Origin of the sequence: Micromonospora sp. NPDC049171 (assembly GCF_040648275.1) — a bacterium.
Lineage (GTDB): Bacteria > Actinomycetota > Actinomycetes > Mycobacteriales > Micromonosporaceae > Micromonospora.
In genome coordinates, this window is record NZ_JBEZDJ010000017.1 from 149,848 (window position 1) to 171,169 (window position 21,322).

Annotated in this window: 25 protein-coding genes and 1 riboswitch; of the genes, 6 read left to right on the top strand and 19 right to left on the bottom strand. The window is 70.7% G+C overall.

Annotated elements, in window-relative coordinates:
- The first annotated feature begins 33 nt into the window (after positions 1-33).
- On the top strand, positions 34-807 hold the full coding sequence (locus tag AB0B14_RS22130) for a TSUP family transporter (RefSeq protein WP_357523891.1): 774 nt from the start codon (positions 34-36) through the stop codon (positions 805-807).
- On the top strand, positions 807-1,592 hold the full coding sequence (locus AB0B14_RS22135; RefSeq protein WP_357523893.1) for a GNAT family N-acetyltransferase: 786 nt from the start codon (positions 807-809) through the stop codon (positions 1,590-1,592). The genes AB0B14_RS22130 and AB0B14_RS22135 overlap by 1 nt, the downstream gene beginning before the upstream one ends.
- On the opposite strand, the gene def is transcribed toward AB0B14_RS22135, so the two are convergent.
- Both def and AB0B14_RS22145 read right to left on the bottom strand, forming a co-directional pair.
- Positions 1,572-2,081, bottom strand: coding sequence for a peptide deformylase (gene def / locus AB0B14_RS22140; protein ID WP_357067536.1), 510 nt, complete (start codon positions 2,079-2,081; stop codon positions 1,572-1,574). The two genes, AB0B14_RS22135 and def, sit on opposite strands and share 21 nt — an antisense overlap.
- A gap of 10 nt (positions 2,082-2,091) precedes the next feature.
- Positions 2,092-3,276: a chorismate-binding protein gene (locus AB0B14_RS22145; RefSeq protein WP_357523950.1), complete on the bottom strand. Its 1,185-nt coding sequence runs from the start codon at positions 3,274-3,276 to the stop codon at positions 2,092-2,094.
- 252 nt (positions 3,277-3,528) lie between these two features.
- On the opposite strand from AB0B14_RS22145, the gene AB0B14_RS22150 reads away from it, so the two are divergent.
- On the top strand, positions 3,529-3,729 hold the full coding sequence (locus AB0B14_RS22150; RefSeq protein WP_007460326.1) for a DUF5999 family protein: 201 nt from the start codon (positions 3,529-3,531) through the stop codon (positions 3,727-3,729).
- Between the two features lie 135 nt (positions 3,730-3,864).
- Here AB0B14_RS22150 and gcvP read toward each other — a convergent pair whose 3' ends face one another.
- From gcvP to AB0B14_RS22170, 4 genes are all read right to left on the bottom strand, one after another.
- Positions 3,865-6,687 (bottom strand): aminomethyl-transferring glycine dehydrogenase, encoded by a 2,823-nt coding sequence (gene gcvP / locus AB0B14_RS22155; protein ID WP_357523895.1) that lies wholly within the window; start codon positions 6,685-6,687, stop codon positions 3,865-3,867.
- Between the two features lie 75 nt (positions 6,688-6,762).
- Positions 6,763-6,861, bottom strand: a riboswitch (glycine riboswitch).
- A gap of 64 nt (positions 6,862-6,925) precedes the next feature.
- Entirely contained in the window at positions 6,926-7,771 is an 846-nt protein-coding gene (locus AB0B14_RS22160; protein ID WP_357523897.1) for an NAD-dependent protein deacetylase, read from the bottom strand.
- A 198-nt stretch (positions 7,772-7,969) separates the two neighbouring features.
- Entirely contained in the window at positions 7,970-9,037 is a 1,068-nt protein-coding gene (locus AB0B14_RS22165; RefSeq protein WP_357523900.1) for a MerR family transcriptional regulator, read from the bottom strand.
- Between the two features lie 148 nt (positions 9,038-9,185).
- Complete coding sequence (locus AB0B14_RS22170) at positions 9,186-9,521, bottom strand: DoxX family protein (protein WP_357523902.1); 336 nt, start codon at positions 9,519-9,521, stop codon at positions 9,186-9,188.
- A gap of 168 nt (positions 9,522-9,689) precedes the next feature.
- Between AB0B14_RS22170 and AB0B14_RS22175 the strand changes: the two genes are divergently transcribed.
- The 3 genes from AB0B14_RS22175 to AB0B14_RS22185 are packed head-to-tail and all read left to right on the top strand — an operon-like array spanning position 9,690 to position 11,587.
- Complete coding sequence (locus AB0B14_RS22175; protein WP_357523904.1) at positions 9,690-10,619, top strand: sigma-70 family RNA polymerase sigma factor; 930 nt, start codon at positions 9,690-9,692, stop codon at positions 10,617-10,619.
- Positions 10,620-10,628: 9 nt separating this feature from the next.
- A complete protein-coding gene (locus AB0B14_RS22180; protein ID WP_357523906.1) occupies positions 10,629-11,285 on the top strand; it encodes an NAD(P)H-binding protein in 657 nt (218 codons plus the stop codon).
- A 23-nt stretch (positions 11,286-11,308) separates the two neighbouring features.
- Positions 11,309-11,587, top strand: coding sequence for a DUF1905 domain-containing protein (locus AB0B14_RS22185; protein WP_357067553.1), 279 nt, complete (start codon positions 11,309-11,311; stop codon positions 11,585-11,587).
- A gap of 47 nt (positions 11,588-11,634) precedes the next feature.
- Here AB0B14_RS22185 and AB0B14_RS22190 read toward each other — a convergent pair whose 3' ends face one another.
- The 13 genes from AB0B14_RS22190 to AB0B14_RS22250 all read right to left on the bottom strand — a co-directional run bounded on the left by AB0B14_RS22190 (position 11,635) and on the right by AB0B14_RS22250 (position 21,273).
- Complete coding sequence (locus AB0B14_RS22190) at positions 11,635-12,330, bottom strand: cell division protein DivIVA (RefSeq protein ID WP_357523908.1); 696 nt, start codon at positions 12,328-12,330, stop codon at positions 11,635-11,637.
- Positions 12,331-12,382: 52 nt separating this feature from the next.
- Positions 12,383-13,564, bottom strand: coding sequence for a globin domain-containing protein (locus tag AB0B14_RS22195; RefSeq protein WP_357067557.1), 1,182 nt, complete (start codon positions 13,562-13,564; stop codon positions 12,383-12,385).
- A gap of 2 nt (positions 13,565-13,566) precedes the next feature.
- Positions 13,567-13,965: a group 1 truncated hemoglobin gene (locus AB0B14_RS22200; protein ID WP_357067559.1), complete on the bottom strand. Its 399-nt coding sequence runs from the start codon at positions 13,963-13,965 to the stop codon at positions 13,567-13,569.
- 258 nt (positions 13,966-14,223) lie between these two features.
- Positions 14,224-14,820 (bottom strand): MerR family transcriptional regulator, encoded by a 597-nt coding sequence (locus AB0B14_RS22205; RefSeq protein ID WP_357067561.1) that lies wholly within the window; start codon positions 14,818-14,820, stop codon positions 14,224-14,226.
- A 198-nt stretch (positions 14,821-15,018) separates the two neighbouring features.
- On the bottom strand, positions 15,019-15,483 hold the full coding sequence (locus tag AB0B14_RS22210) for a bifunctional nuclease family protein (protein WP_357067563.1): 465 nt from the start codon (positions 15,481-15,483) through the stop codon (positions 15,019-15,021).
- Positions 15,484-15,669: 186 nt separating this feature from the next.
- Positions 15,670-16,371: a MerR family transcriptional regulator gene (locus tag AB0B14_RS22215; RefSeq protein WP_357067565.1), complete on the bottom strand. Its 702-nt coding sequence runs from the start codon at positions 16,369-16,371 to the stop codon at positions 15,670-15,672.
- Between the two features lie 50 nt (positions 16,372-16,421).
- The gene (locus tag AB0B14_RS22220) at positions 16,422-16,874 is read right to left on the bottom strand and encodes an FHA domain-containing protein (protein ID WP_007071101.1); all 453 of its coding nucleotides are present in this window, start codon (positions 16,872-16,874) and stop codon (positions 16,422-16,424) included.
- Between the two features lie 215 nt (positions 16,875-17,089).
- Entirely contained in the window at positions 17,090-17,470 is a 381-nt protein-coding gene (gene gcvH, locus AB0B14_RS22225) for a glycine cleavage system protein GcvH (protein ID WP_357067567.1), read from the bottom strand.
- Positions 17,471-17,529: 59 nt separating this feature from the next.
- Positions 17,530-18,570: a DUF881 domain-containing protein gene (locus tag AB0B14_RS22230; protein ID WP_357523910.1), complete on the bottom strand. Its 1,041-nt coding sequence runs from the start codon at positions 18,568-18,570 to the stop codon at positions 17,530-17,532.
- A gap of 11 nt (positions 18,571-18,581) precedes the next feature.
- Positions 18,582-18,914 (bottom strand): small basic family protein, encoded by a 333-nt coding sequence (locus AB0B14_RS22235; RefSeq protein ID WP_030327710.1) that lies wholly within the window; start codon positions 18,912-18,914, stop codon positions 18,582-18,584.
- Complete coding sequence (locus tag AB0B14_RS22240) at positions 18,911-19,855, bottom strand: DUF881 domain-containing protein (RefSeq protein WP_357067571.1); 945 nt, start codon at positions 19,853-19,855, stop codon at positions 18,911-18,913. The genes AB0B14_RS22235 and AB0B14_RS22240 overlap by 4 nt, the downstream gene beginning before the upstream one ends.
- On the bottom strand, positions 19,852-20,481 hold the full coding sequence (locus AB0B14_RS22245) for a CDP-alcohol phosphatidyltransferase family protein (protein WP_357067573.1): 630 nt from the start codon (positions 20,479-20,481) through the stop codon (positions 19,852-19,854). The genes AB0B14_RS22240 and AB0B14_RS22245 overlap by 4 nt, the downstream gene beginning before the upstream one ends.
- Positions 20,482-20,808: 327 nt before the next feature.
- A complete protein-coding gene (locus tag AB0B14_RS22250; RefSeq protein ID WP_357067575.1) occupies positions 20,809-21,273 on the bottom strand; it encodes a MarR family transcriptional regulator in 465 nt (154 codons plus the stop codon).
- Positions 21,274-21,322: the final 49 nt, after the last annotated feature.

Consider the following 21,322-nt stretch of genomic DNA (forward strand, 5'->3'; position numbering starts at 1 on the left):
TCGGGGGTGCCTCGGTGGGGAGAATTGCCGCCCGTGGACGCCGTATCGCTGAGTACCCTGTTGGCCGCTGCCGCGATGGCGGGGTGGGTTGACGCCGTGGTCGGTGGTGGTGGGTTGTTGCTGCTGCCGGCGTTGCTGGTGGCCGCGCCGGGGTTGCCGGTGGCCACCGCGCTGGGCACGAACAAGCTGGCTGCGATCTTCGGTACGGCCACGGCGGCGGCGACGTACGCGCGGCGGACCGAGGTGGATTGGCGGGTGGTGGCGCCGGCGGCGGGGCTGGCGGTGGTGAGTGCCGGCGTGGGCGCGGCGCTGGCCGGGGCGGTGCCGGCGTCGGCGTACCGGCCGGTGGTGCTTGTCGTGTTGGTGGCGGTGGCCGTGTTCGTGCTGCTGCGTCCCCGGTTGGGGGTGGTGGCGGTGCCGCGGCGGCGTACCCCGGTGCGGGTGGCGGCGGTGATCGCGGTCGCGGGGGTGGGCATCGCCCTGTACGACGGGTTGATCGGTCCGGGCACCGGCACGTTCCTGGTGTTGGCGTTCACCACCCTCGTCGGCGCGGACTTCGTGCACGGTTCGGCGATGGCGAAGGTCGTCAACGCGGGAACGAATCTGGGTGCGTTGGTGGTGTTCGGGATGACCGGGCATGTGTGGTGGTTGCTGGGCGCGGGCATGGCGGTGTGCAACATCGCGGGGGCGGTGCTGGGTGCGCGGATGGCGTTGCGCCGTGGGTCGGGTTTCGTGCGGGTGGTGCTGCTGGTGGTGGTGTTGGCGTTGGTCGCGAAGCTGGGGCACGACCAGTGGGTGGCTCGCTGATGCCGGTACGGGCGGAGCACGACCGGGCGGTGCTGGCGCGGCTGCTGGGGCGCGACCCGGTGCTGCACGCCTACCAGTTGGGTGACCTGGACGACTTCTTCTGGCCGTACACGTCGTGGTTTCGCCGTGATGACCAGGTGGCGTTGCTGTACCACGGCACCGACCTGCCGACGTTGTTGGCGTTCGCCGCGCCGGCGGACACCGCGGCGCTGTCGGTGTTGCTGGCGCAGGTGGCGCCGGTGCTGCCGGCCCGGCTGTACGCGCACCTGTCCCCCGGTCTGACCGGTGTGCTGGCTGGGTCGTTCCGCCTGGATGCCGGTGGCCGGCACCACCGGATGGCGTTGACCGATCCGGGGCGGCTGGGCGCGGTGTCCCCGGTGGGGGTGGTGTTGGGGGCGGCGGATCTGCCGCAGGTGCGGGAGTTGTACGCGCAGGCGTACCCGGGTAACTGGTTCGACGAGCGGATGATGCAGACCGGGCAGTACCTGGGGATCCGCGACGGGGGGGCGTTGGTCGCGGTGGCCGGGGTGCACGTGTTCTCGCCGACGTACCGGGTGGCGGCGTTGGGTAACGTCACGACGCATCCGCGGTGGCGGGGGCGGGGGCTGGCCGCGTCGGTGGTGGCGGCGTTGTGCGCGCGGCTGCGGGAGAGCGTGCAGCATGTGACGCTGAATGTGAAGGCGGACAACGCGGCCGCGGTGCGGCTGTACGAGCGGGTGGGTTTCACCCGGGTCGCCGACTACGACGAGTGGACGTTGACCACCCTAGGCGCGGCGGCTGGGTGAGTCGAAGCGCCCGGCGCGGATCTCGCGCAGGGCCCGGCGGCGGGTGTCCCCGCGCAGGGTGTCGACGTACAGGGTGCCGTGCAGGTGGTCGGTCTCGTGTTGCAGGGCGCGGGCGAGGAATCCGCTGCCGGTGATGGTGAGCGGCTCACCGTGTTGGTCGACGCCGTGGGCGGTGGCGTGCAGCGCCCGGACGGTCGGGAAGTACAGGCCGGGGATGGACAGGCAGCCTTCCTCGTCGTCCTGGAGCTCGTCGGAGAGCTCGAGGGTGGGGTTGATGAGGTGGCCGCGGTGCCCGTCGGCGTCGTAGACGAACACCTGGGCGCTGACGCCGATCTGTGGTGCGGCGACGCCGGCGCGGCCGGGGGCGCCGAGCAGGGTGTCCATCAGGTCGGTGACGAGCGTGCGCAGCTCGGCGTCGAAGGTGGTGACCGGCTCGCATCCGGTGCGTAGGACGGGGTCGCCGATGATCCGGATGGGCCGCATGGTCATGGGGGTGAGTTTATCGCCGGTGGTGGGTGCTTCCGCGTCCGGCCAGGGTGGCGCGGATCGGGGCGGTCTTCGCGGCGGCTTCGGCGACCTCGGCGTGGGCGTCGCTGTCCCAGGTGATGCCGCCGCCGGCCCAGGTGTGCAGGTGCTGGCCGTCGGCGGCGGCGGTGCGGATGGTCAGGCCCAGGTCGACGTGCCCGGGGGTGACCCAGCCGAGTGCGCCCATGCTGGCGCCTCGGCCGACGGGTTCGAGGGCGTTGATCTGGGTGAGGGCGGCGTGTTTGGGTGCGCCGGTCACGGAGCCGCCGGGGCAGGTGGCGCGCAGCAGGTCGGCGAGGCCGAGGCCGTCGGCGGCGGTGGCGCGGACTGTCGACTCGGCCTGCCACAGGTCGCACCAGCGGCGTACGGCGAACAGGTCGTCGACGGTGACGGTGCCGGTGCGGGCGATGCGGGCGAGGTCGTTGCGTTCCAGATCGACGATCATGATGTGTTCGGCGCGTTCCTTGGCGCTGGCGAGCAGGTCGGCGCGGCCGGTGGCGGTGGCCGGGCGGGTGCCCTTGATGGGTCGGGTGATCAGCTGCCCGTCGGTGACCTCGATGAGGGTTTCCGGGGAGGCGCAGCCGATCGCCCAGCCGTCGCCGGTGAGGACACCGCCGTAGCGGGCGCCGGGGAGCGCGCCGAGGCGACTCAGGGCGGGTAGGGGGTCGCCGGTGTAGCGGGCGGCGGCGTGCCCGACGAGGTTGGTCTGGTAGACGTCGCCGCGGCTGATGGCGGCGCGGACCGCGTCGACGGCGTCGGCGTGTTGGCGGGTGGTCCAGCTGTCGGTCCACGGGCCGAGCCACCAGGGGGTGGGTGCGGCTGGTGGGGTGGCCCGGGTGGGGCCGTGCTGGTAGACGACGACGGTGAGGTCGGGCAGGGTCGGCGCGGGTTCGGGTGCGGTGGTGGGTGCGCCGGCCAGGTGCGCGCCGGCCGCGGCGGACAGGTAGAGCGCGGCGCCGCACACCCCGCTGTCCTGGTGGTGGGGGCGGGCGGGTCGGGTCAGGTCGTGCAGGGGCAGACCGTGCGCGGCGAGGAACTCCTCGGCGAGTGCCGCCGGGTCGCCGCCGTCGCGGCGGTGCCACTGCAGGCGGGCGCGTTCGGTGAGCGAGTCCCGACACGCGGCGGGTGCCGCCGGCGCATGGACCGATGCCGCCGGCACATCGAGCGACGCCGCCGCGCCGCGGTACGCCGCGGCCGGGCCGCTGCCCGCGGCCACCGCAGCCGCGCTGCTGCCCGCGGTATACGCCTGTGGGAGCGTTTCCACGCCGTATGGTCCGACCTTCCTCATCCGTTCAGTGGATTTCCCGTGCGCCGGGCCGACACCTGCTCGATGCTGGACACTTTCGCTTGGTACTGTGCGTCACTGGTCATGTGAACCATGACACAGTGCCCCCACAGTCCGGAGAACCCGATGTGCCAGCACCAACCGACCTGCCCCTCCGCTGAAGCCACCGACCGGGAAGCCGCGCGAGTCCTCGCCTGCTTCCGTGAGCAGGGCTGGAGCCTGCTCTGCAACGGTGTGATCGTCTTCGAGGACACCGGCGAGTTGCTGCCCGACGGCAGCAGCATCGCACCGCACCGCGGTCCTGCCCGCCACGCCCTCGTGGCCTGATTGACCACCCAGCGTCACCGTTTAGCCGCCGCCGACCCAGGCTAGTCCCCCGGTAAGGGACGTCCCCGCCCAGGTCGCAGCGGCTGCCGGGGCAGGCCGTAACCGCCCGCCCCGGCGCGCCGTCGAACGGCGTTGTCAGTCCTCGAACGCCTCCGGCGACGGGCACGAGCAGACCAGGTTCCGGTCGCCGTACGCGCCGTCGATGCGCCGCACCGGCGGCCAGTACTTCCCGGCCCGGTCCACCCCGGCCGGGTACGCGCCCACCGACCGCGGGTACGCGTGCGACCACTCGTCACCGCTGACCATCGCCGCGGTGTGTGGCGCGTTCGCCAGGGGGTTGTCCCCCAGCGGCCACGCCCCGGAACCCACCTGGTCGATCTCCGCCCGGATGGCGATCATCGCGTCGCAGAACCGGTCCAGCTCGGCCAGGTCCTCACTCTCGGTCGGCTCCACCATCAGCGTGCCCGCCACCGGGAACGACATCGTCGGCGCGTGGAACCCGTAGTCGATCAGCCGCTTCGCCACGTCGTCGACGCTCACCCCGGTCGACTTCGTCAACGGCCGCAGGTCGAGGATGCACTCGTGGGCCACCAGGCCCTTGTTGCCGGCGTAGAGCACCGGGAAGTGTCCCCGCAGACGGGCTGCCACGTAGTTCGCGGCGAGGACCGCCACCCCGGTGGCCCGGGTCAGGCCCTGCGCGCCCATCATCCGCAGGTACGCCCACGGGATCGGCAGGATGCCCGCCGACCCGTACTTCGCCGCCGAGATCGCCGGCGTGGCGTCCGCGTGCGCCCCGAGCGGGTCGCCGGGCAGGAACGGCGCCAGGTGCGCGCGCACCGCGACCGGGCCCACACCGGGGCCACCGCCGCCGTGCGGGATGCAGAACGTCTTGTGCAGGTTCAGGTGCGACACGTCCGCGCCGAACTTGCCGGGCTTGGCGAACCCGACCAGGGCGTTGAGGTTCGCCCCGTCGACGTACACCTGACCGCCGGCGTCGTGGACCTTCGCGCACAGCGACGCGATGCCCGTCTCGTACACGCCGTGCGTCGACGGGTACGTCACCATGATCCCGGCGAGCGCGTCCCGATGCTTGTCGATCTTCGCGTCCAGGTCGACCAGGTCGACGTTGCCGTCCTCGTCGCAGGCCACCACGACGACCCGCATGCCGGCCATCACCGCCGACGCCGCGTTCGTGCCGTGCGCCGACGACGGGATCAGGCACACGTCGCGGTGCGACTCACCCCGCGACGCGTGGTAGGAGCGGATCGCGAGCAGCCCGGCCAGCTCACCCTGCGACCCGGCGTTGGGCTGCACGCTGACCGCGTCGTAGCCGGTCACCTCGGCCAGCCACGACTCCAGCTGGCCGATCATCTCCCGGTACCCGACGGTCTGCGCGTCCGGTGCGAACGGGTGGACGTTCGCGAACTCGGCCCAGCTGACCGGCTCCATCTCGGTGGTGGCGTTCAGTTTCATCGTGCACGACCCGAGTGGGATCATGCCCCGGTCCAGGGCGTAGTCGAAGTCCGACAACCGCCGCAGGTAACGCAGCATCGCCGTCTCGGAGTGGTGGCTGCGGAACACCGGGTGGGTCAAGAAGTCGCTGCCGCGCGTCAGGTCGGCCGGCAGGGCCGCGTCCACGGGCCCGTCGAACGCGGGCACCCCGAACGCCTCCCACACCAGTGCCAGGTGCGCGTCGGTGGTCGTCTCGTCGCAGGACATCCCCACCCGGTCGGCGTCGACCAGCCGCAGGTTCACGCCCCGCTGGGCGGCCGCCGCGACGACCTGCGCCGCCGCGCCCGGCACGCGCGCGGTGACGGTGTCGAAGAACGCGACGTCCGCGACGTCGACGCCACCGGCGCGCAGCCCGGCCGCGAGCCGCGCCGCCATCTGATGGGTACGCGCCGCGATGTCGCGCAGCCCGTCCGGGCCGTGGTACACGGCGTACATGCCGGCCATCACCGCGAGCAGCACCTGCGCGGTGCAGATGTTGCTGGTCGCCTTCTCCCGCCGGATGTGCTGTTCGCGGGTCTGCAACGCCAATCGGTAGGCCGGGTTGCCGTCCGCGTCGCGCGACACCCCGACCAGACGCCCGGGCAGCATCCGCTCCAGGCCCGCGCGTACCGCGAGGTAACCGGCGTGCGGCCCACCGAAGCCCATGGGTACGCCGAAGCGTTGGGTGGTGCCGGCGGCGATGTCCGCGCCGATCTCCCCCGGTGCGCGCAGCAGCGTCAACGCCAGCAGGTCCGCCGCGACGGTGACCAGGGCACCGACGGCGTGTGCGGCCCGCACGAGGCTGGCGTGCTCGCGTACCGCCCCGGACGCCCCCGGGTACTGCAGGTGCAGGCCGAAGAACTCCGCCGGCAACTCGTCGCGCTGCACGTCGAGGACCCGCACGTCGATGCCGAGCGGCTCGGCCCGACTGGTGATCACCGCGATGGTCTGCGGCAACGCGTCGGCGTCGACGACGTACACCCGGCTCTTGCTCTTGGAGGCCCGGCGGGCGAGGGTCATCGCCTCCGCCGCGGCGGTGCCCTCGTCGAGCATGGAGGCGTTCGCGGTGGTCAGGCCGGTCAGGTCGGTGACCATGGTCTGGAAGTTCAGCAGCGCCTCCAGGCGGCCCTGGCTGATCTCCGGCTGGTACGGGGTGTACGCCGTGTACCAGGCCGGGTCTTCGAGGACGTTGCGGCGGATCACCGCCGGGGTGTGCGTGCCGTGGTACCCCAACCCGATCATGGACACGGCGACGGTGTTACGCGCCGCGAGGGCCCGCAGCTCGGCGATCGTCTCGGCCTCGGTGGCCGGATCGGGCAGGTCCAGGGTGCCGTGCCAGCGGATCACCTCGGGGATCGCGGCGTCCATCAGCTCGTCGATCGAGTGATGCCCGACGACCTCCAACATCCGACGCTCGTCGTCGGGGCCGGGACCGATGTGACGGGTGGCGAACTGCTCTACGGTCATCAGGGGCACTCCCGGGGCGAGGTCGACGTGTCGGCCTCCCCCTCTGTCGCACCCGCGCAGGGGTGCTCCACAGTGCCTGCCCACGAGGTCCTTTTGCCTGAGAGGTTCCGGGGAGGATTTGCCCCTTCGGCGCCGCCCTGAGTGCCCTCGGGCGGTCTCTCCCACGTGGGTGTTACCGGCATGGTCAACGCTACCAGCGCCGGTGTTTCCGGCAGATGTCCGACCCCCGGCCGGGCTGTCACACCCCGACCGGCGCCGCACCACCCACCCGGCCGGCCAACTCCGACAGCACCGCACCCAGGGGCGCGTCGACGCAGATGGTGGCGTGGCCGTCACCACGGGTCGGCCCCTGGTTGACGATCGCCACCGGAATGCCCCGTTTCGCGGCGCGGATCACGAAACGGCGCCCCGACATCACCGTCAACGACGACCCGAGCACCAGCAACGACCGGGCCTGCTCCACGGCGGCGAAGCACCGCGCCACCCGCTGCGGCGGGACCGTCTCGCCGAAGAACACCACGTCCGGCTTCAACATCCCGGTGCCGCAGATGCCGCAGTCCACCGGCCGGAACGCGGCCACCTGCTCATCGGGGAGATCCACGTCACCGTCCGGGTTCACCGCGGCGACCTGGGCCACGAAGTCCGGGTTGGCCTCGCGCAACCGCCGGTCCACCTCCTCCCGGGAGGTCAGGTTGCCGCAGTCCAGGCAGATCACCTCGTCCAGGCGACCATGCAACTCGATCACCGACGTGCTGCCCGCCACACCGTGCAGACCGTCGACGTTCTGGGTGATCACCTCATCGACCAGGCCGGCGTGTTGCAGCCCGACCACCGCCCGGTGCCCGGCGTTGGGCGCCGCACCCGCGATCAACCGCCACCCCAGGTGACTGCGCGCCCAGTAACGCCGCCGCGCGAGGGGATCCCGGGTGAACGCCTGGAAGGTCATCGGGGTGTGCCGCCGCGCCACCCCGCTGGGCCCCCGGTAGTCCGGGATGCCCGACTCGGTGGACAGGCCGGCGCCGCTGAGCACCACCACCCCACCACCGGCCACCAGCGCCCGCAACGCCTCGAAACTGTCCGTCACCCCTCCATGCTGCCTCAACCCACCCGCCCCCGCCGAACCCCCGGGACTGTCGCCGGTTCGGCAGGAAACCCCCACCCCACCCCCACCCCGTTGATCATGGAGTTATAGTCGGCCGTCGCGGCGTGTCGTGACAATAACCCCATGATCAACCGCCTCGGGTGGGGACGGGGTGGGATGGGGGTGGGGTGGGGGTGGGGACTACGCCGCTGCGACGTCGGCGATGACGCAGGCGATGTTGTCCGGTCCACCGTGCGCCTGCGCCAGGTCGATCAGCGCACCCACGGTGTCCTCGGGACCGCCGCCGGCACCCAGCGTCGCGTGCAGATCAGCACGATCCACGACCGCCCACAGCCCGTCGGAGCACAGCAGGTACCGGTCACCGGGCACCGCGGTCCGCAGCGCCAGATCAGCCTCGACCTGCCGGCCCCCACCCAGCGCGCGCACCAGCACCGCCCGCTGCGGATGCGCGGCGGCCTCGTCGGAGTCGAGACGACCCTGATCCACCTGGGTCTGCACCCAGGTGTGATCCTGCGTCAGCAGCGACAACTCCCCGCCGCGCAACAGGTACGCCCGGGTGTCACCGATGTGCACCAGAGCCAGTTGGGAGCCGCTGCGCAGCAACGCGGTCAACGTGGTGACCGGCTGGTACTCGTCGGTGGCCAACGCCCGCACGGTGCGGTCGACGTCGGTGACCGCACCGGCCAGCATGGTCAGCAGGTCCACCGCCGGGGTGTCGGCGAGCGCCAACGGCAGGAGAGCGTCGATGGCGGCGGCACTGGCGGCAGCCCCACCGGGCCCCCGCATACCGTCGGCGACGGCGAACAGCCGCTCACTGGCGTACGCGGCGTCCTCGTTGCTGTCGCGCGCCGCCCCGGTGGCACACCCGGCGGCACAGCGAACGGCAAGCTCGGGATTCGTTCGAGACACGGTGACGTCCCCTTCCAGAAGATGCTCCACGAGGACGGTGGCGAGCCGGGCCCGGACCGCGGTGTCGGCGCTGACCTCCCGCCAGTACGCGGCGACCACCTCCGCCGCCGCCACGGGCTCCAGCGCACACACGACCCGGATCGTCGCCAGCGGCATACCGATGCGCCGTAGCTGGACGACCAGCCGAGCCACCGGCAACTGCTCCGGGTCGTAGAGTCGATACCCGGACTCGGGATCGACAGCGGCTGGCAGCAGAAGCCCCACCTGCTCGTAGAGGCGCAGCGCCTTCGGCGTCAGCCTCGCCGCCCGGGCGAACACCCCGATGGTCCACAGCCCCACGTCGCCATCCTCCTCGTGCCGGTCACGGCGACCGGCACACCCCAGGCTGGGGGTTGCCCGAAGGTCAAGGTCAAGCCCGGCGGTCGGATCCGAGCAACGACGCCCCTCGCACCCCCGACGCCCAGCCGACCGTCGGGCTCCCGCACGCCTACCTCGCGGTGCTGACACTGAGGGCGAAGGTCGTGACGGCCAGGGCCAGGTACGCGCCGGGGAAGATCAGATTGTGGTGAACTCCGGCGCGCAGGTGCGCGGCGACCGCGCCGATGAAGAACAGGGTGAGGCCGGCGGCGGCGGCAGAACCGACGAGCGGAACACCGACAAGACCGAGAAGCAGACCGGCCGCTCCGGCGGCCTTGAGGCCGCCCAGCAGCGGAAGCCAGGAGGACGGCACGCCGACCGCCGCGGAGTTCGCGAGCACGAAGGCGGCGCGGCGGAAATCCGCGATCGCGATGGCGGCGTTCGCGCTCATCGTCGCGATGGTCACGATCAGGTAGATGGCAGCCACAGGTGTCAGCCCTCCCACCCGGGCGTTTGGTGGTCGCGGAGGACCTTCGAGAGCGATAGGTTCACGGTGTCGGACTCCTCAGGGTCGCTACGGTCGTCGCGGGTTGGTCACCCCTATGACGTCGCCCGTCGCGGAAAGGTGACCCCTGTGGATTCGGACGAGGCTCTGGCCGCACGGTTCGAGCAACACCGGCACCATCTGCGGGCGGTGGCCCACCGCCTGGTCGGTTCCGGGCACGACGCCGATGATGTGGTGCAGCAGACCTGGATCAAGGCCAGTCAGGCGGATCTGAGCGACGTCGCGAATCTGCGCGGGTGGCTCACCACGGTGACGGCCCGGCAGTGTCTGGACCTGCTGCGGGCGAGGCGCCGCCGCGGCGAGGTCATCCTCGGCGACGGCATCGAGACGGCCGGGATGACGTCGCGCCCCACCGCCGTGACCCGCACCGGCGAGGAGGAGGTGCTCCTCGCCGAGTCGGTAGGACTGGCGCTGCTGGTGGTGCTGGACCGGCTCTCCCCGGCGCAGCGGGTCGCCTTCGTGTTGCACGACCTGTTCTCCGTCCCCTTCGAGGAGATCGGCCCACTGATGGACCGCTCACCGGCAGCGGCGAAGAAGCTGGCCAGCCGGGCCCGCGACCGGGTCTACCCGGCCGCCGGCGAGCAGCCGGTCCACCAGCGGCAGACGGCCGAGCACCTGCTCCTCGTGGACGCCTTCCTCGCCGCGTCCCGTGGTGGTGACCTACCGGCGCTGCTCGACCTGCTGGCCCCCGACGTGGTCCGCCGGGTCGACCGAATTCTGGTCCCCGATGACGTCGCGACCGAGATCCGCGGCGCGCGCCTGGTGGCCGAGGAGACCAAGCTGTTCACCGCACGCTCCCGCGCCAGCGCCGTGGCCTGGGTCGACGGGGCGCCCGGCATCGTGATCGCCCCACGCGGGCGGCTGCAAGCCGCCCTGCGTCTGGGCATCGTCGCCGGACTCATCCACACGATCGACGTCATCGGCGAACCGAACCGGCTCGATCGCCTGACGATCGCCGTCACGGCACGCCACGGCCGCGCCCGAGCCCACCGCCGGTAGGTTCGGCACATGCGTGTCGTCATCGCCGGAGGCCACGGCAAGATCGCCCTACTCGTCCAACGTCACCTCACCGGGCGCGGTGACAGCGCCGTCGGCCTGATCCGCAACCCCCAGCAGGCCGCGACGCTACGTGCCGTCGGCGCCACCCCCGTCATCTGCGACCTGGAACACACCGACGTCGCCGACCTCGCCGCGCACCTCGACACCGCCGACGCGGTGATCTTCGCCGCCGGTGCCGGCCCCGGCAGCGGCGCCGCCCGCAAGGACACCGTCGACCGGGCCGGCGCGGCGCTGCTCGCCGACGCCGCCACCCGCGCCGGTGTCCGCCGCTACCTGCTCGTCTCCTCGATGGGCGTGGACGACCCACCAGCCGCCGGCACCGACGACGTGTGGGCGGCGTACCTGCGCGCCAAACGCGCCGCCGAGGACGACCTGCGCGGCCGCGACCTGGCCGCGACGGTGCTGCGGCCCGGCCGGCTCACCGACGACCCGCCCACCGGCCGGGTCACCCTCACCCGACACGCCGGGCGGGGCGCGATCAGCCGCGCCGACGTCGCCCACGTCCTCGTCGCACTGCTCGACGAGCCGGGCACCGCCGGCGCGACCCTGGAACTCGTCGACGGGCCCACCCCGATCGCCGACGCCATCCGCGCCGCCACCACCTGAGCACCCACCGACCGAGGAGAACAATGGACCCACAACCACTCGATCACCGCTTCACCGCGCCCATCGAGAAAGACGGCGCGTTCGCCACCTACGTGACAGTCCCCGACTCCGCGCAGCTCCTCGGCACCCGCCGCGCCGTCAAGGTCACCGGCACCATCGACGGTCACCCGTTCAACGCCACCCTCATGCCCTCCGGCGCCGGCCCGCACTGGCTACCCATCCGGGCCGCCCTGTGCAAGACCATCGGCAAGAGCGACGCCGGCACCGAGGTGACCTTCCACCTCCACCAACGCCTCAGCTGACCACCCCCGGGGTGGGATTCGCGTCGACGAACCCCACCCCGGGGTGATCACCGCTGCTGGTGCCGCGGCAACGCCGACTGACCCACCACACCACCGACGAACGGCGCACCCGGCGTCTCCGCCGAGATCCGATCCATCGTCCGGGCCAACTGCTCACTGCCGTCATCGAGATGCCGCGCCGCCGCCTGCATGTGCGACACCATCATCTCCCCGAAGATCCGCAACGCCTCCCGGGTCGCCACCGTGTCGTCGAAGCTCGACCCCGCCGCGCGGCGGTACTCCGCCACCGCCCGCTCCGCCTCCTGCTTCGCCTCCGCCTCCGCCGCGTGCAGGTAACTCTCATACTGCACCCGGGCGTACTCGGCGACCCGCCGCGCATAGTCATGCGCCTGCGCGATGATCTGCTCCGCCTCCCGCTGCGCCGCGGACAGCAGATTCACCTCCCGCGCCGCCGGGGTCTTCCCCGCCGCCCCCGTGCTCGGGATCACCCCGTGCCGGTGCAGCTCCACCCGGTCGGTCAACCGCTCGTTCTCCGCCCGCAACGTCGCGAGCTGCGTCGCCAACACATCCAACTCGTCGGCGATCTGCATCCGGAACCGGTCCACGTCGGCGTTGTCATAGCCACGACGCGCGAACGACGCCGCCCCGAACTGCCACCGCCGCACCCGATCGGCGGTCATCCGCACCTGCACCGCGCCGGACACCTGCATCCCGTCGTACCGACTGATCGGAGTCGCACTCACCTGCGGCCGCCTCCGTTCACCACTGCGGGGCCCGCCAGCTCACTCCTCGCGCTCACCTGTGCCCACCTCCCGAAATGTCACCGACGGTCGACTGCTGCACCGCCGTACGCCACGCCGGGCCATACCACTGCTCACCCAGGCCCTCGTGATGCACCTGACCCGAGTGGAAACCCGCCTGCAGCAACGCCCGCACCGCGTACGACACCATCTCGTCCGAACCGCACACGAACACGTGCCGAGAACGCCAGTCACCGTCGGCCAACGCCCGGTCCACCGCGTGCAGGAACTCCCCGGGCCGATGCACATCGGCACCCACCACATAGGTCACCGTCAACCACGGGTACGACGACGCCAACTTGTCGATGGCCTCGCTGTCGTAGAGCTCACTGCGGGAACGGGCCCCCACGTACAGGTCCACCCGCCGCCGCGAACCCTCCGCCGCGACCTGCTCCACCAACGCCTTCACCGGCGCCCAGCCAGTCCCCGCGACCAACAACAACAGATCACTGGAACCCGCCGCCCACAACCCCAGCCGCTCCCCGACCGGCGCCGCCAGGTGGATCCGATCCCCGATCGCCGACCCGTACACCAGCCGCGACGACACCGCACCACCCGGCGCGGCCCGCACATGCAACTCCAACGTGCCGTCCGCCCGCGGCGCGTTCGCCGGCGAGTAGTACCGCCACGACCGCACCGACGGATGCGACACCCCGATCGACTGACCCGGGGTGAACGGCAACAGGTACTGCGGACGCACCGTCAGCACCGCCACGTCGAACGCCCGCCGCTCGTGCGCCACGATCTCCGCCACCCACCACGGCGGGTTCACCGCCTCGGCGGCCTGCGCCGCCTCCGTCATCACCTGCGCCACCAACCCGTACGCGGCCGCCCAGTCCGCCGCCAACTCGTCGGTCCACTGCTCGGCGAGGAAATGCTGCAACGTCGCCAACAGCGCCTCACCGACCGCCGGATAGTGCTCCGCACGGACCGCGAACTTGCGGTGGTCCGCGCCGAGATCCTGGAGGAAACCAACAAGCCGGTCCACCTGGTCCACGTTGGACACGATGTGCCCCAACGCGGTCACCAGACGGTCCCGCTGCCCGGCCATGTTCGTCGGGAACATCTGCCTCGTCTCAGGATGAGCGAGGAACAACGTCGAATAGAAATAGAGCGGCACCTGATCACCGTGCCCGGCGACCACCGACCAGCTCTGCTTGAGTTGGGCCGCGTCCACGCTCAGGCGCCCGACCGGTCTCCGGAGGCCACCACCTGGTCCTGCACCTGCCCCAGCACCACCCGCACGTCGGCCAGGACGTCACCCGGCACACCCAGCTCCGTCAGCGTCGCCAGTAGGTGCTCGCCCACCTTCGCGTAGTGCTCCACCGGGATGTTCAGCGGCTGGTGCGCCTCGGCCAACCCACGACCGGTGTACTCGTTCGGGCCACCCAGCACCGTGGTCAACATCAACGTCAGGTGCCGCCGCTGACCCACCATCTCCACCTCGGCGAAATAGCCCGCCAAAGCCGGGTCGGCCAACACCTTGTCATAGAACAGCTCCACAGCCGCCTTGACCGAGCTGGCACCGCCAATTCGGTCGTAGTGCGACTTGGGGGCAGCCTCTTCGGTAACCGTCACGGTCGTTCCTCCGGGGGTGAAGGGTCGATAACCGTGTCGGACCATAGCGTGTCAATCGCCCGGGGTCATTGCCGCCCTATCGCGTTCCCGACAATGGGACGAAACGCAGCGTCACCACTACCGGCGGGTATCTCCACACTGGGCCACCACAACGACACCCACCGTGTCCACAGTGGAGCGAACTCACCCACCGCCGCCACCCACCGTCACCGACGGTCGCGAGAAAACCAACCCGAAAAAAGGCGAACGCCCCTACGCTCAGCCAGCCCGCCGTCGCGCCCGCCGCGCCGCCAACTCGTCACCCACCGGATCCGACCCCGACGCCACCGCGGACTCCACCGGAGCGCTCGTCGCCGGCTCCGCCGGCAGATGCGACAACGACCCCTGGATCTCCTTGAACGCCCCACCGATGGCAATCCCGAAGACACCCTGGCCACCCTGCAACAGGTCGACCACCTCCTCCGGAGACCGGCACTCATACACCGTCGTCCCATCAGAGATCAGCGTGATCCCGGCCAGATCCTCCACACCACGCGACCGCAACGCCTCGATCGCCTTGCGGATGTTCTGCAGGGACACCCCCGCATCCAACAACCGCTTCACGACCTTCAACACCACCAGGTCCCGGAACGAGTACAACCGCTGCGTCCCCGAACCAGAGGCGTCCCGCACGCTCGGCACCACCAGCGCCGTCCGCGCCCAGTAATCCAACTGCCGGTAACTGATGCCCACCGCGTGGCAGGCCGTCACACCCCGGTAGCCGACCGAACCGTCACCGTCGACCGCCACACCTGGCGACGACGCAGCCGGCTCGTCGAACTCTCTGCCTGGCTCGGGATCCCGCGGCTCGTGCATCCGGACAACCTCCCCCGTCAGTGCGGCAACGCGTCGTTTCCTTCCGACACGCACCCCTCGACACGGCAACCCTATAGCCACCTTCAGGGGTTACCACGGAGGAACCGACACGACACGCCGCGCAGCCACCGAGAAAGATCACCAACCACGGCGGGGCATCACCCACAGTGACACCCGGGAGCAGAGCCCACGGCCCACTCAGCCCGCGAAATCCTCCGGACGCACCTGCTCCAGGAACTCGCGGAACTTCTCCACCTCGTCCTCCTGCTCATCAGGAATGACGATCCCCGCCTCAGTGAGGACCTGCTCAGCACAACGAATCGGCGCACCGACACGCAACGCCAACGCGATCGAATCGCTCGGACGCGCCGACACCCGCACCCCATCGCCGAGCAACAGATCCGCGTAGAAGACGTTCTCCTTGAGCTCGGTGATCTCCACCGCCTGCAGGGGCGCCTTCAACGCCGCCAACACGTCCCGCAAAAGATCATGCGTCAACGGCCGGGCCGGCTTGACCCCCTGCTGCTCATAAGCGATAGCCGTGGCCTCGACCGCGCCGATCCAGATCGGCAGATAGCGGTCCCCCTCGACCTCCCTGAGCAGGACGATCGGCTGGTTGCTAGGCAACTCCACCCGAACTCCGACCACGCTCAGCTCGCGCACCGCCGCCTCCGTGTCGTTGTCACCTACGCCGCACCGCGCCCTTTCCCTGCACGGTACACGGACCGCGACACGGCCGTCCCGTCCGCTACAGCACCACGCCCGCGCCAGAAAGGGGTTACCCCGGCAAGCCTACGGCACGCTTCCCGGAAGAGATCTTTCCGCTCAGCCACCACTCACCGGGCACCCTCACCGACCCAACGTCGAACGCAGCCCCACCCGCACCAACGCCGCGTGCAACTGCTCCGACAACGCCACCAACTCACGCGCCGTCTCCGCCGCCCGAGCCCGCGCCGCCGGATCACTCTGCCGCGCCAACGGCGCCACCAACTGCGCGAACAAACCAACCTCACGGTCCGCCGCCGTCCGATAACCCCGCAGGTGCCGCGGCTCCAACCCGTACGACGCCAAACCCGCCACCGCAGACGCGATGATCAACGCATCCGCGTCATACCACCCCGGCGGATCCGACACCACCACACCGAGCCGCTCCAACTCCACCAACGTCGACTCGTCGATCCCACTACGCGCCACCAGATCCGACCGGCCGAGCCGCACCTGCGACGACTCGACCGGCTCCACCGACTCACGACCCGGCACCGCACCATCAGGACCAACCGCCACCAACGCCGGCCGCGACCGCCCCGGCTGCTCACCAGACGAATCCCACTGGGCCAACTGCTCACGGATCACCCGCAACGGCAGGTACTTGTCCCGCTGCGCGGTCAACACGAACCGCAACCGCGCCACATCGTCCCAGCTGTACTTCCGGTAACCCGCCGCCGTCCGCTGCGGCTCGACCAAACCCTCGGCCTCAAGAAACCGCAGCTTCGAAATCGTGGTGTCCGGAAAATCCACCCGCAACTGCCCAAGCACCTCACCGATGCTCATCAGCGGCTGAGACCGAGCCGCCCCGGGTGACGTGGAGGCCGCAGGCTCGTTCACCCCCGGCCGGCCTCCTCCTCCGGGCGCGGACCGGCGATGAACACCACCCGGAACTTACCGATCTGAACCTCATCACCATTGCTCAACGTGGCCGCCTCAACCCGCTCACGATTCACGTACGTGCCATTCAGGCTACCCACGTCCCGCACCGTGAACGTCCCACCATCACGGTGGAACTCCGCGTGCCGACGCGACACCGTCACGTCATCAAGGAAGATGTCACTGTCCGGATGCCGGCCACTGGTCGTCACATCGTGGTCCAACAGGAACCGGGCACCCGCATTCGGACCTCGACGAACCACCAGCAGCGCCATACCCGGCGGCAACGAACCGGACATCCGGCTCGGCACCACATCGGTATCCGGCCCTTCCAGCACTTCGTCGAGCGAACCGAGATTGAGCGTCGAAGTGACGTCGAGCGGGGGGAACTCGTCGTCTGGCCGCGTCATGGGACCACCTCACGGATCTGTTCGGTCGGCGTCGGGTAATGGCGGGTCTGGCCGCCGGGCGCTTGTCCACCCGGCGGCTGGCTCCCCGTGCCCGGGAAGGCAATTCCGCAACGCTCAACTATTTGGGTTCTCGGTCGACTGGGCGAGCCTAGCCAGCGCCGAAATGCAGGGCAACCGGACGCGCGCAGACAGCTAACGCACCGGATCACGCACACTCAGCCTTCGGTGATCTTCTGATAAGCAGCCGCCGTCAGCAACCCGTCCGTCGCCGTCGGATCGTTCGGCGTGATCTCCACCAACCAACCCTCACCGTACGGATCAGTGTTGATCAACTCCGGTGTGTCACCCAACGCCTCGTTGCGCGCCGCAACCGTACCGGCCACCGGCGCGTAGATCTCCGACACGCTCTTGGTCGACTCGATCTCACCCAACGAATCACCGGCCGCGACCACCGCACCCGCCTCGGGCAACTGCACGTACACGATGTCACCCAGCGCGTCCTGCGCGAAGTGCGTGATACCGACCCGGATCGAACCCGTGCCGTCACCCGCCACCCACTCATGCTCGGCGGTGTATCGCAGATCCTCAGGAATCACCAGACGCGTCCTCATCCATCGGTGCCCCGAACCACCCAGGTCCGGCGCGGCCGCGCCGGTCAGGAGACCGGACGGGCGTGTTCCAACTTGATCGGAGCGTGCAGCGCCGAAACCTCGGCAACCTCACGCTCCCCAAACGTCACGTTACCGCCGACACCCCGGACGGACGCCACCACCCCACCAGGAATGTTCAACGCCGTACGCATCGTCGCCGGATCACCGATCACCGTGATCGTGAACGGCCCCGTCAACCGACGCCCCTCCACCACCAACGACCCGTTGTCCCCATCGAGGAAGTACGTCGACGCGATGATCCGCACCGTCGCCCGGTCACCACCGGCGATCTGCATCGCCTCCGCGCCCGCACCCCGCAACTCCTGCACCGCGTCCAACACCCGGGTCGCCGTGATCGGCTTGACACCAGCATCAAACTGCACCGTCAACCCCGGCCCCACCGCCGGCAACGTACCCGCCAGGATGCCCAACTCGTTCGCCCGCCGCGTCGCCTCGTCCAACGCCGCCTGACGACCCTGCTCACCCGAGTGCAACTGCCGCTGACTGTCCTCCAGAGCCCGAATGTCCTGCTGCAGACGACTCTCCCGGGCATCCAGATCCGACAGGATCCGCACCAGGTCCTCCTGACGCGTCGCCCCCAACGTCGGATCCGTCGACGTCGTCTTCAACTGCACCACCAACGTGAAACCCAGCAACACCAACAGCGCCACGATCATCACACCGGCCGTACTCCACCGGAACCGACCCGCCGCCACCGGCACCGCCGCCACCCCGGCCGGCTCGGCCAACCCGTCAGCACCCACCACCGGCTCCCCCGACCGCGACACCGCGCTCAGGTCCACCGTCGCACCGTCGCCGTCGACCGGCTCCCCCGCGGGCTCCTCGTCCGGCCGCTCCGCGGGCTCCACCGGCCGCTCCGCGGGCTCCACCGGCCGCTCGGGCGGCTCCTGCGGGGCCAACGGACTCAGCTCATCCGGATCCGGCGCGTCCGGACGCGGATCCGGCTCACCCGCCGGCCCACCCGGGCGCGTCGGCCCACCCGGCTGCGGCCACCCGGTCCCCGTGTCGCTCTGCTCGTCACTCATCGCCGTCAAACCTACGCCCGGAACAGGTGCCGACGGATCGCCGCCACATTGCCGAAGATGCGCACACCCAACACGACCACCACACCGGTGGACAACTGCCCGCCCACCCCGAGCTGGTCACCCAGATACACGATCAGACCAGCGACCAACACGTTCGAGATGAACGACACCACGAACTGCTTGTCGTCGAAGATGCGGTCCAACCTGGCCCGAACCCCACCAAACACCGCGTCCAACGCGGCCACCACCGCGATCGGCAGGTACGGCTGCAACGCCGCCGGCACCGTGGGATCAAGCCACACACCCAGCACCACACCGGCAAGCAACGCCAGCACCGCGATCATCGGCCACCTCCGGAGGGGCTAGCGGTCGTCGTCGAACCAGACGACCCGGGACTACCGGACCGGACACCCGACGCGGAAGGGCTCGGACTGACCGACGGCTTCGCGTAGCGTAGCTGCGGCTCCGGAGCCGCCGGCAGGGTGAGGTCATCCGCCTCCCGCACACCGAACGACAACCCGGTCTTCTGCGCGACCTCCCGCATCAGATCCGCGTTCCGACTGTTCTCGAACTTGCGCCGCATCGACCCCGGCCCGATCGCCGACACCTCGTACGGCCCCATCACCGGCCGGAAATCCACCAGGATCGCGTCACCCGCCGTCCGGATCGTCGACGTCGAGGTCAACCGCTGCCCGTTGATGGAAACCGCCTCCGCACCGGCACTCCACAACGCGTTCGCCACCCCCTGCAGATCGCTGTACAGCACCCGCGACGGCCCCGCGCCAGCACCCGTCACCGCGTCCGCCTTACCCGGCCCGTCCGCCAACCGCACCACCACACCGTCGCCGCGCACCCGACCCAGCCCGGTGCTCGCCTCCAGGTCCCGAAGCCGCGCGGCGGTCGACCCACTCAACGCCGCGTCCCGCTGCCGACCGACCTCCTCGCGCAGCTGGTCCGCTCGCGTGGACAACCGGTCCGTCTGGCCCTCCCGCTCCTTGATCTGCGCCACCAGACCGGAGCGAGCCTGACTGCGCCCCGGCTCGTCCGCCACCGTCTGCCGGTACGCCACCGCGAACAGGAAACCGAGCAACACCACCACGACCACACTGACCGACCGCGCCGGCCAGGCACGCCACCCCCGGACCGGCTCGGTGGACGCCGAACGCCGGCGGGCAGCCGCCGCATCCGCATACCCCGGATCCAGTGGATTGCGAAACAACTCGGTGAGGAAGTCCGGCGCGTACACCCGATCCGGGCGGGGTTTGCCCGGCTGCGGCGCGCTCATGCCGCCGCTCCCGGGCCGCGCACGGCGCGCACCAGCCGCGCGGCCTGCACCACGTACATCCCGCCGGCCACCCAGTAGAGCACCAGCCCCCACCACGCCAACGCCCAGCCGATCGCGGCCGTCGCTGTCGCCGCCGCGGCCCACTCGCTGGCCAACAACAGCACCGGGAACGCCGCCAGCAGCAGGAACGTGGCGGTCTTACCCACGTAGTGCACCGGCGGCGGCCCGTACCCGTGGCGGCGCAGCACCGCCAGCGAGCCGAGCAGCAGCAGCTCGCGGGCCAGCAGCGCCGCGGTGAACTGCCACGGCACCACCTCCCGGGCGGTGAACGCGACGAGGGTGGCGAGGATGTAGAGCCGGTCGGCGAACGGGTCGAGCAACTCCCCGAGTCGACTGACCTGGTGCAGGCGACGGGCGATCCAGCCGTCGACCCAGTCGGTGGTGCCGCCGATGGCCAGGACGACGATCGCCGCCACGTCGGCCCGCTCGACCAGGAACAGATACAGGAACAGTGGGACGCCCAGCAGCCGCACGAAGCTGATCAGGTTGGGCAGGGTGAGCACCTGGTTGCCGGGGGCCTCATCACCGGTGTCCCGCGGTTGCTCTGCCCGAGCCGGACGCGACACCGATCCTCCTCCACGGCACGGACCCCCGGCCGACGTCGTACGCGCTGTCGGGCCGGCCAGCGCCGGCTCCCCTGCGGCCCCGGGTGGGGTCTCTTCCCTGATCCGGCCCGCGATCTCGAAGATCACGGGCCGGGCGAGTGCGCTGTCACTATATCGGGCTCGTCTCGGCTTTCCCGGCGCCGCCGCTCGTGCTCGGTGCGGCTGTTGTCGCACTATGGTGTGGATCACCACCGCTAAAGCGTCCTAGGATACTAGAGGTGCGTTGATGTCGGGGCGTTCACGAGCCCTGGACACCCCGACTTTCTTGAACGCGAGTGGATCACGCGCTCAGGCCGTCTGGACCGCCGAGTCGGTCGGCTGCTCGGGCACCGACTGGGTCGCCGCGCGGCCGAACGCCACCAACGACAGCAACAGATCGTGCTGCATCCGCACCGGCATCCGATCCAGCACCGCCTGCACCGCCCGCTGCCGACGCTCGGCCAGCTCCCCCAGCAGCGTCAGCGCCGCCGGCGTCGGCACCAACCGCACCTCGCGCCGGTCCCGGGGATCGGCCATCCGACGCAGCAGCCCGGTCGCCTCCAGCCGGTCGCAGAGGCGGCTCGCCGACGACGGCACCACGTCCAGCAGCTCCGCCAACGCGTTGACATTGGTCTCCGGTCGACTGCTGAGCAGCGTCAACACCCGCAACTGGGTGGGCGGCACCTGGTGCCGCGACGCGGCCGAGTCGAGCACGGCGATCAGCGTCCCGGCCGCCGCGTCGATAGCAGAGGCGAGATCCGCAGGTCGCTCCACGTGATGTCCCCTGCCGTTGTCGCGCTGGTGCCCGCCAGACGGGTTGGCA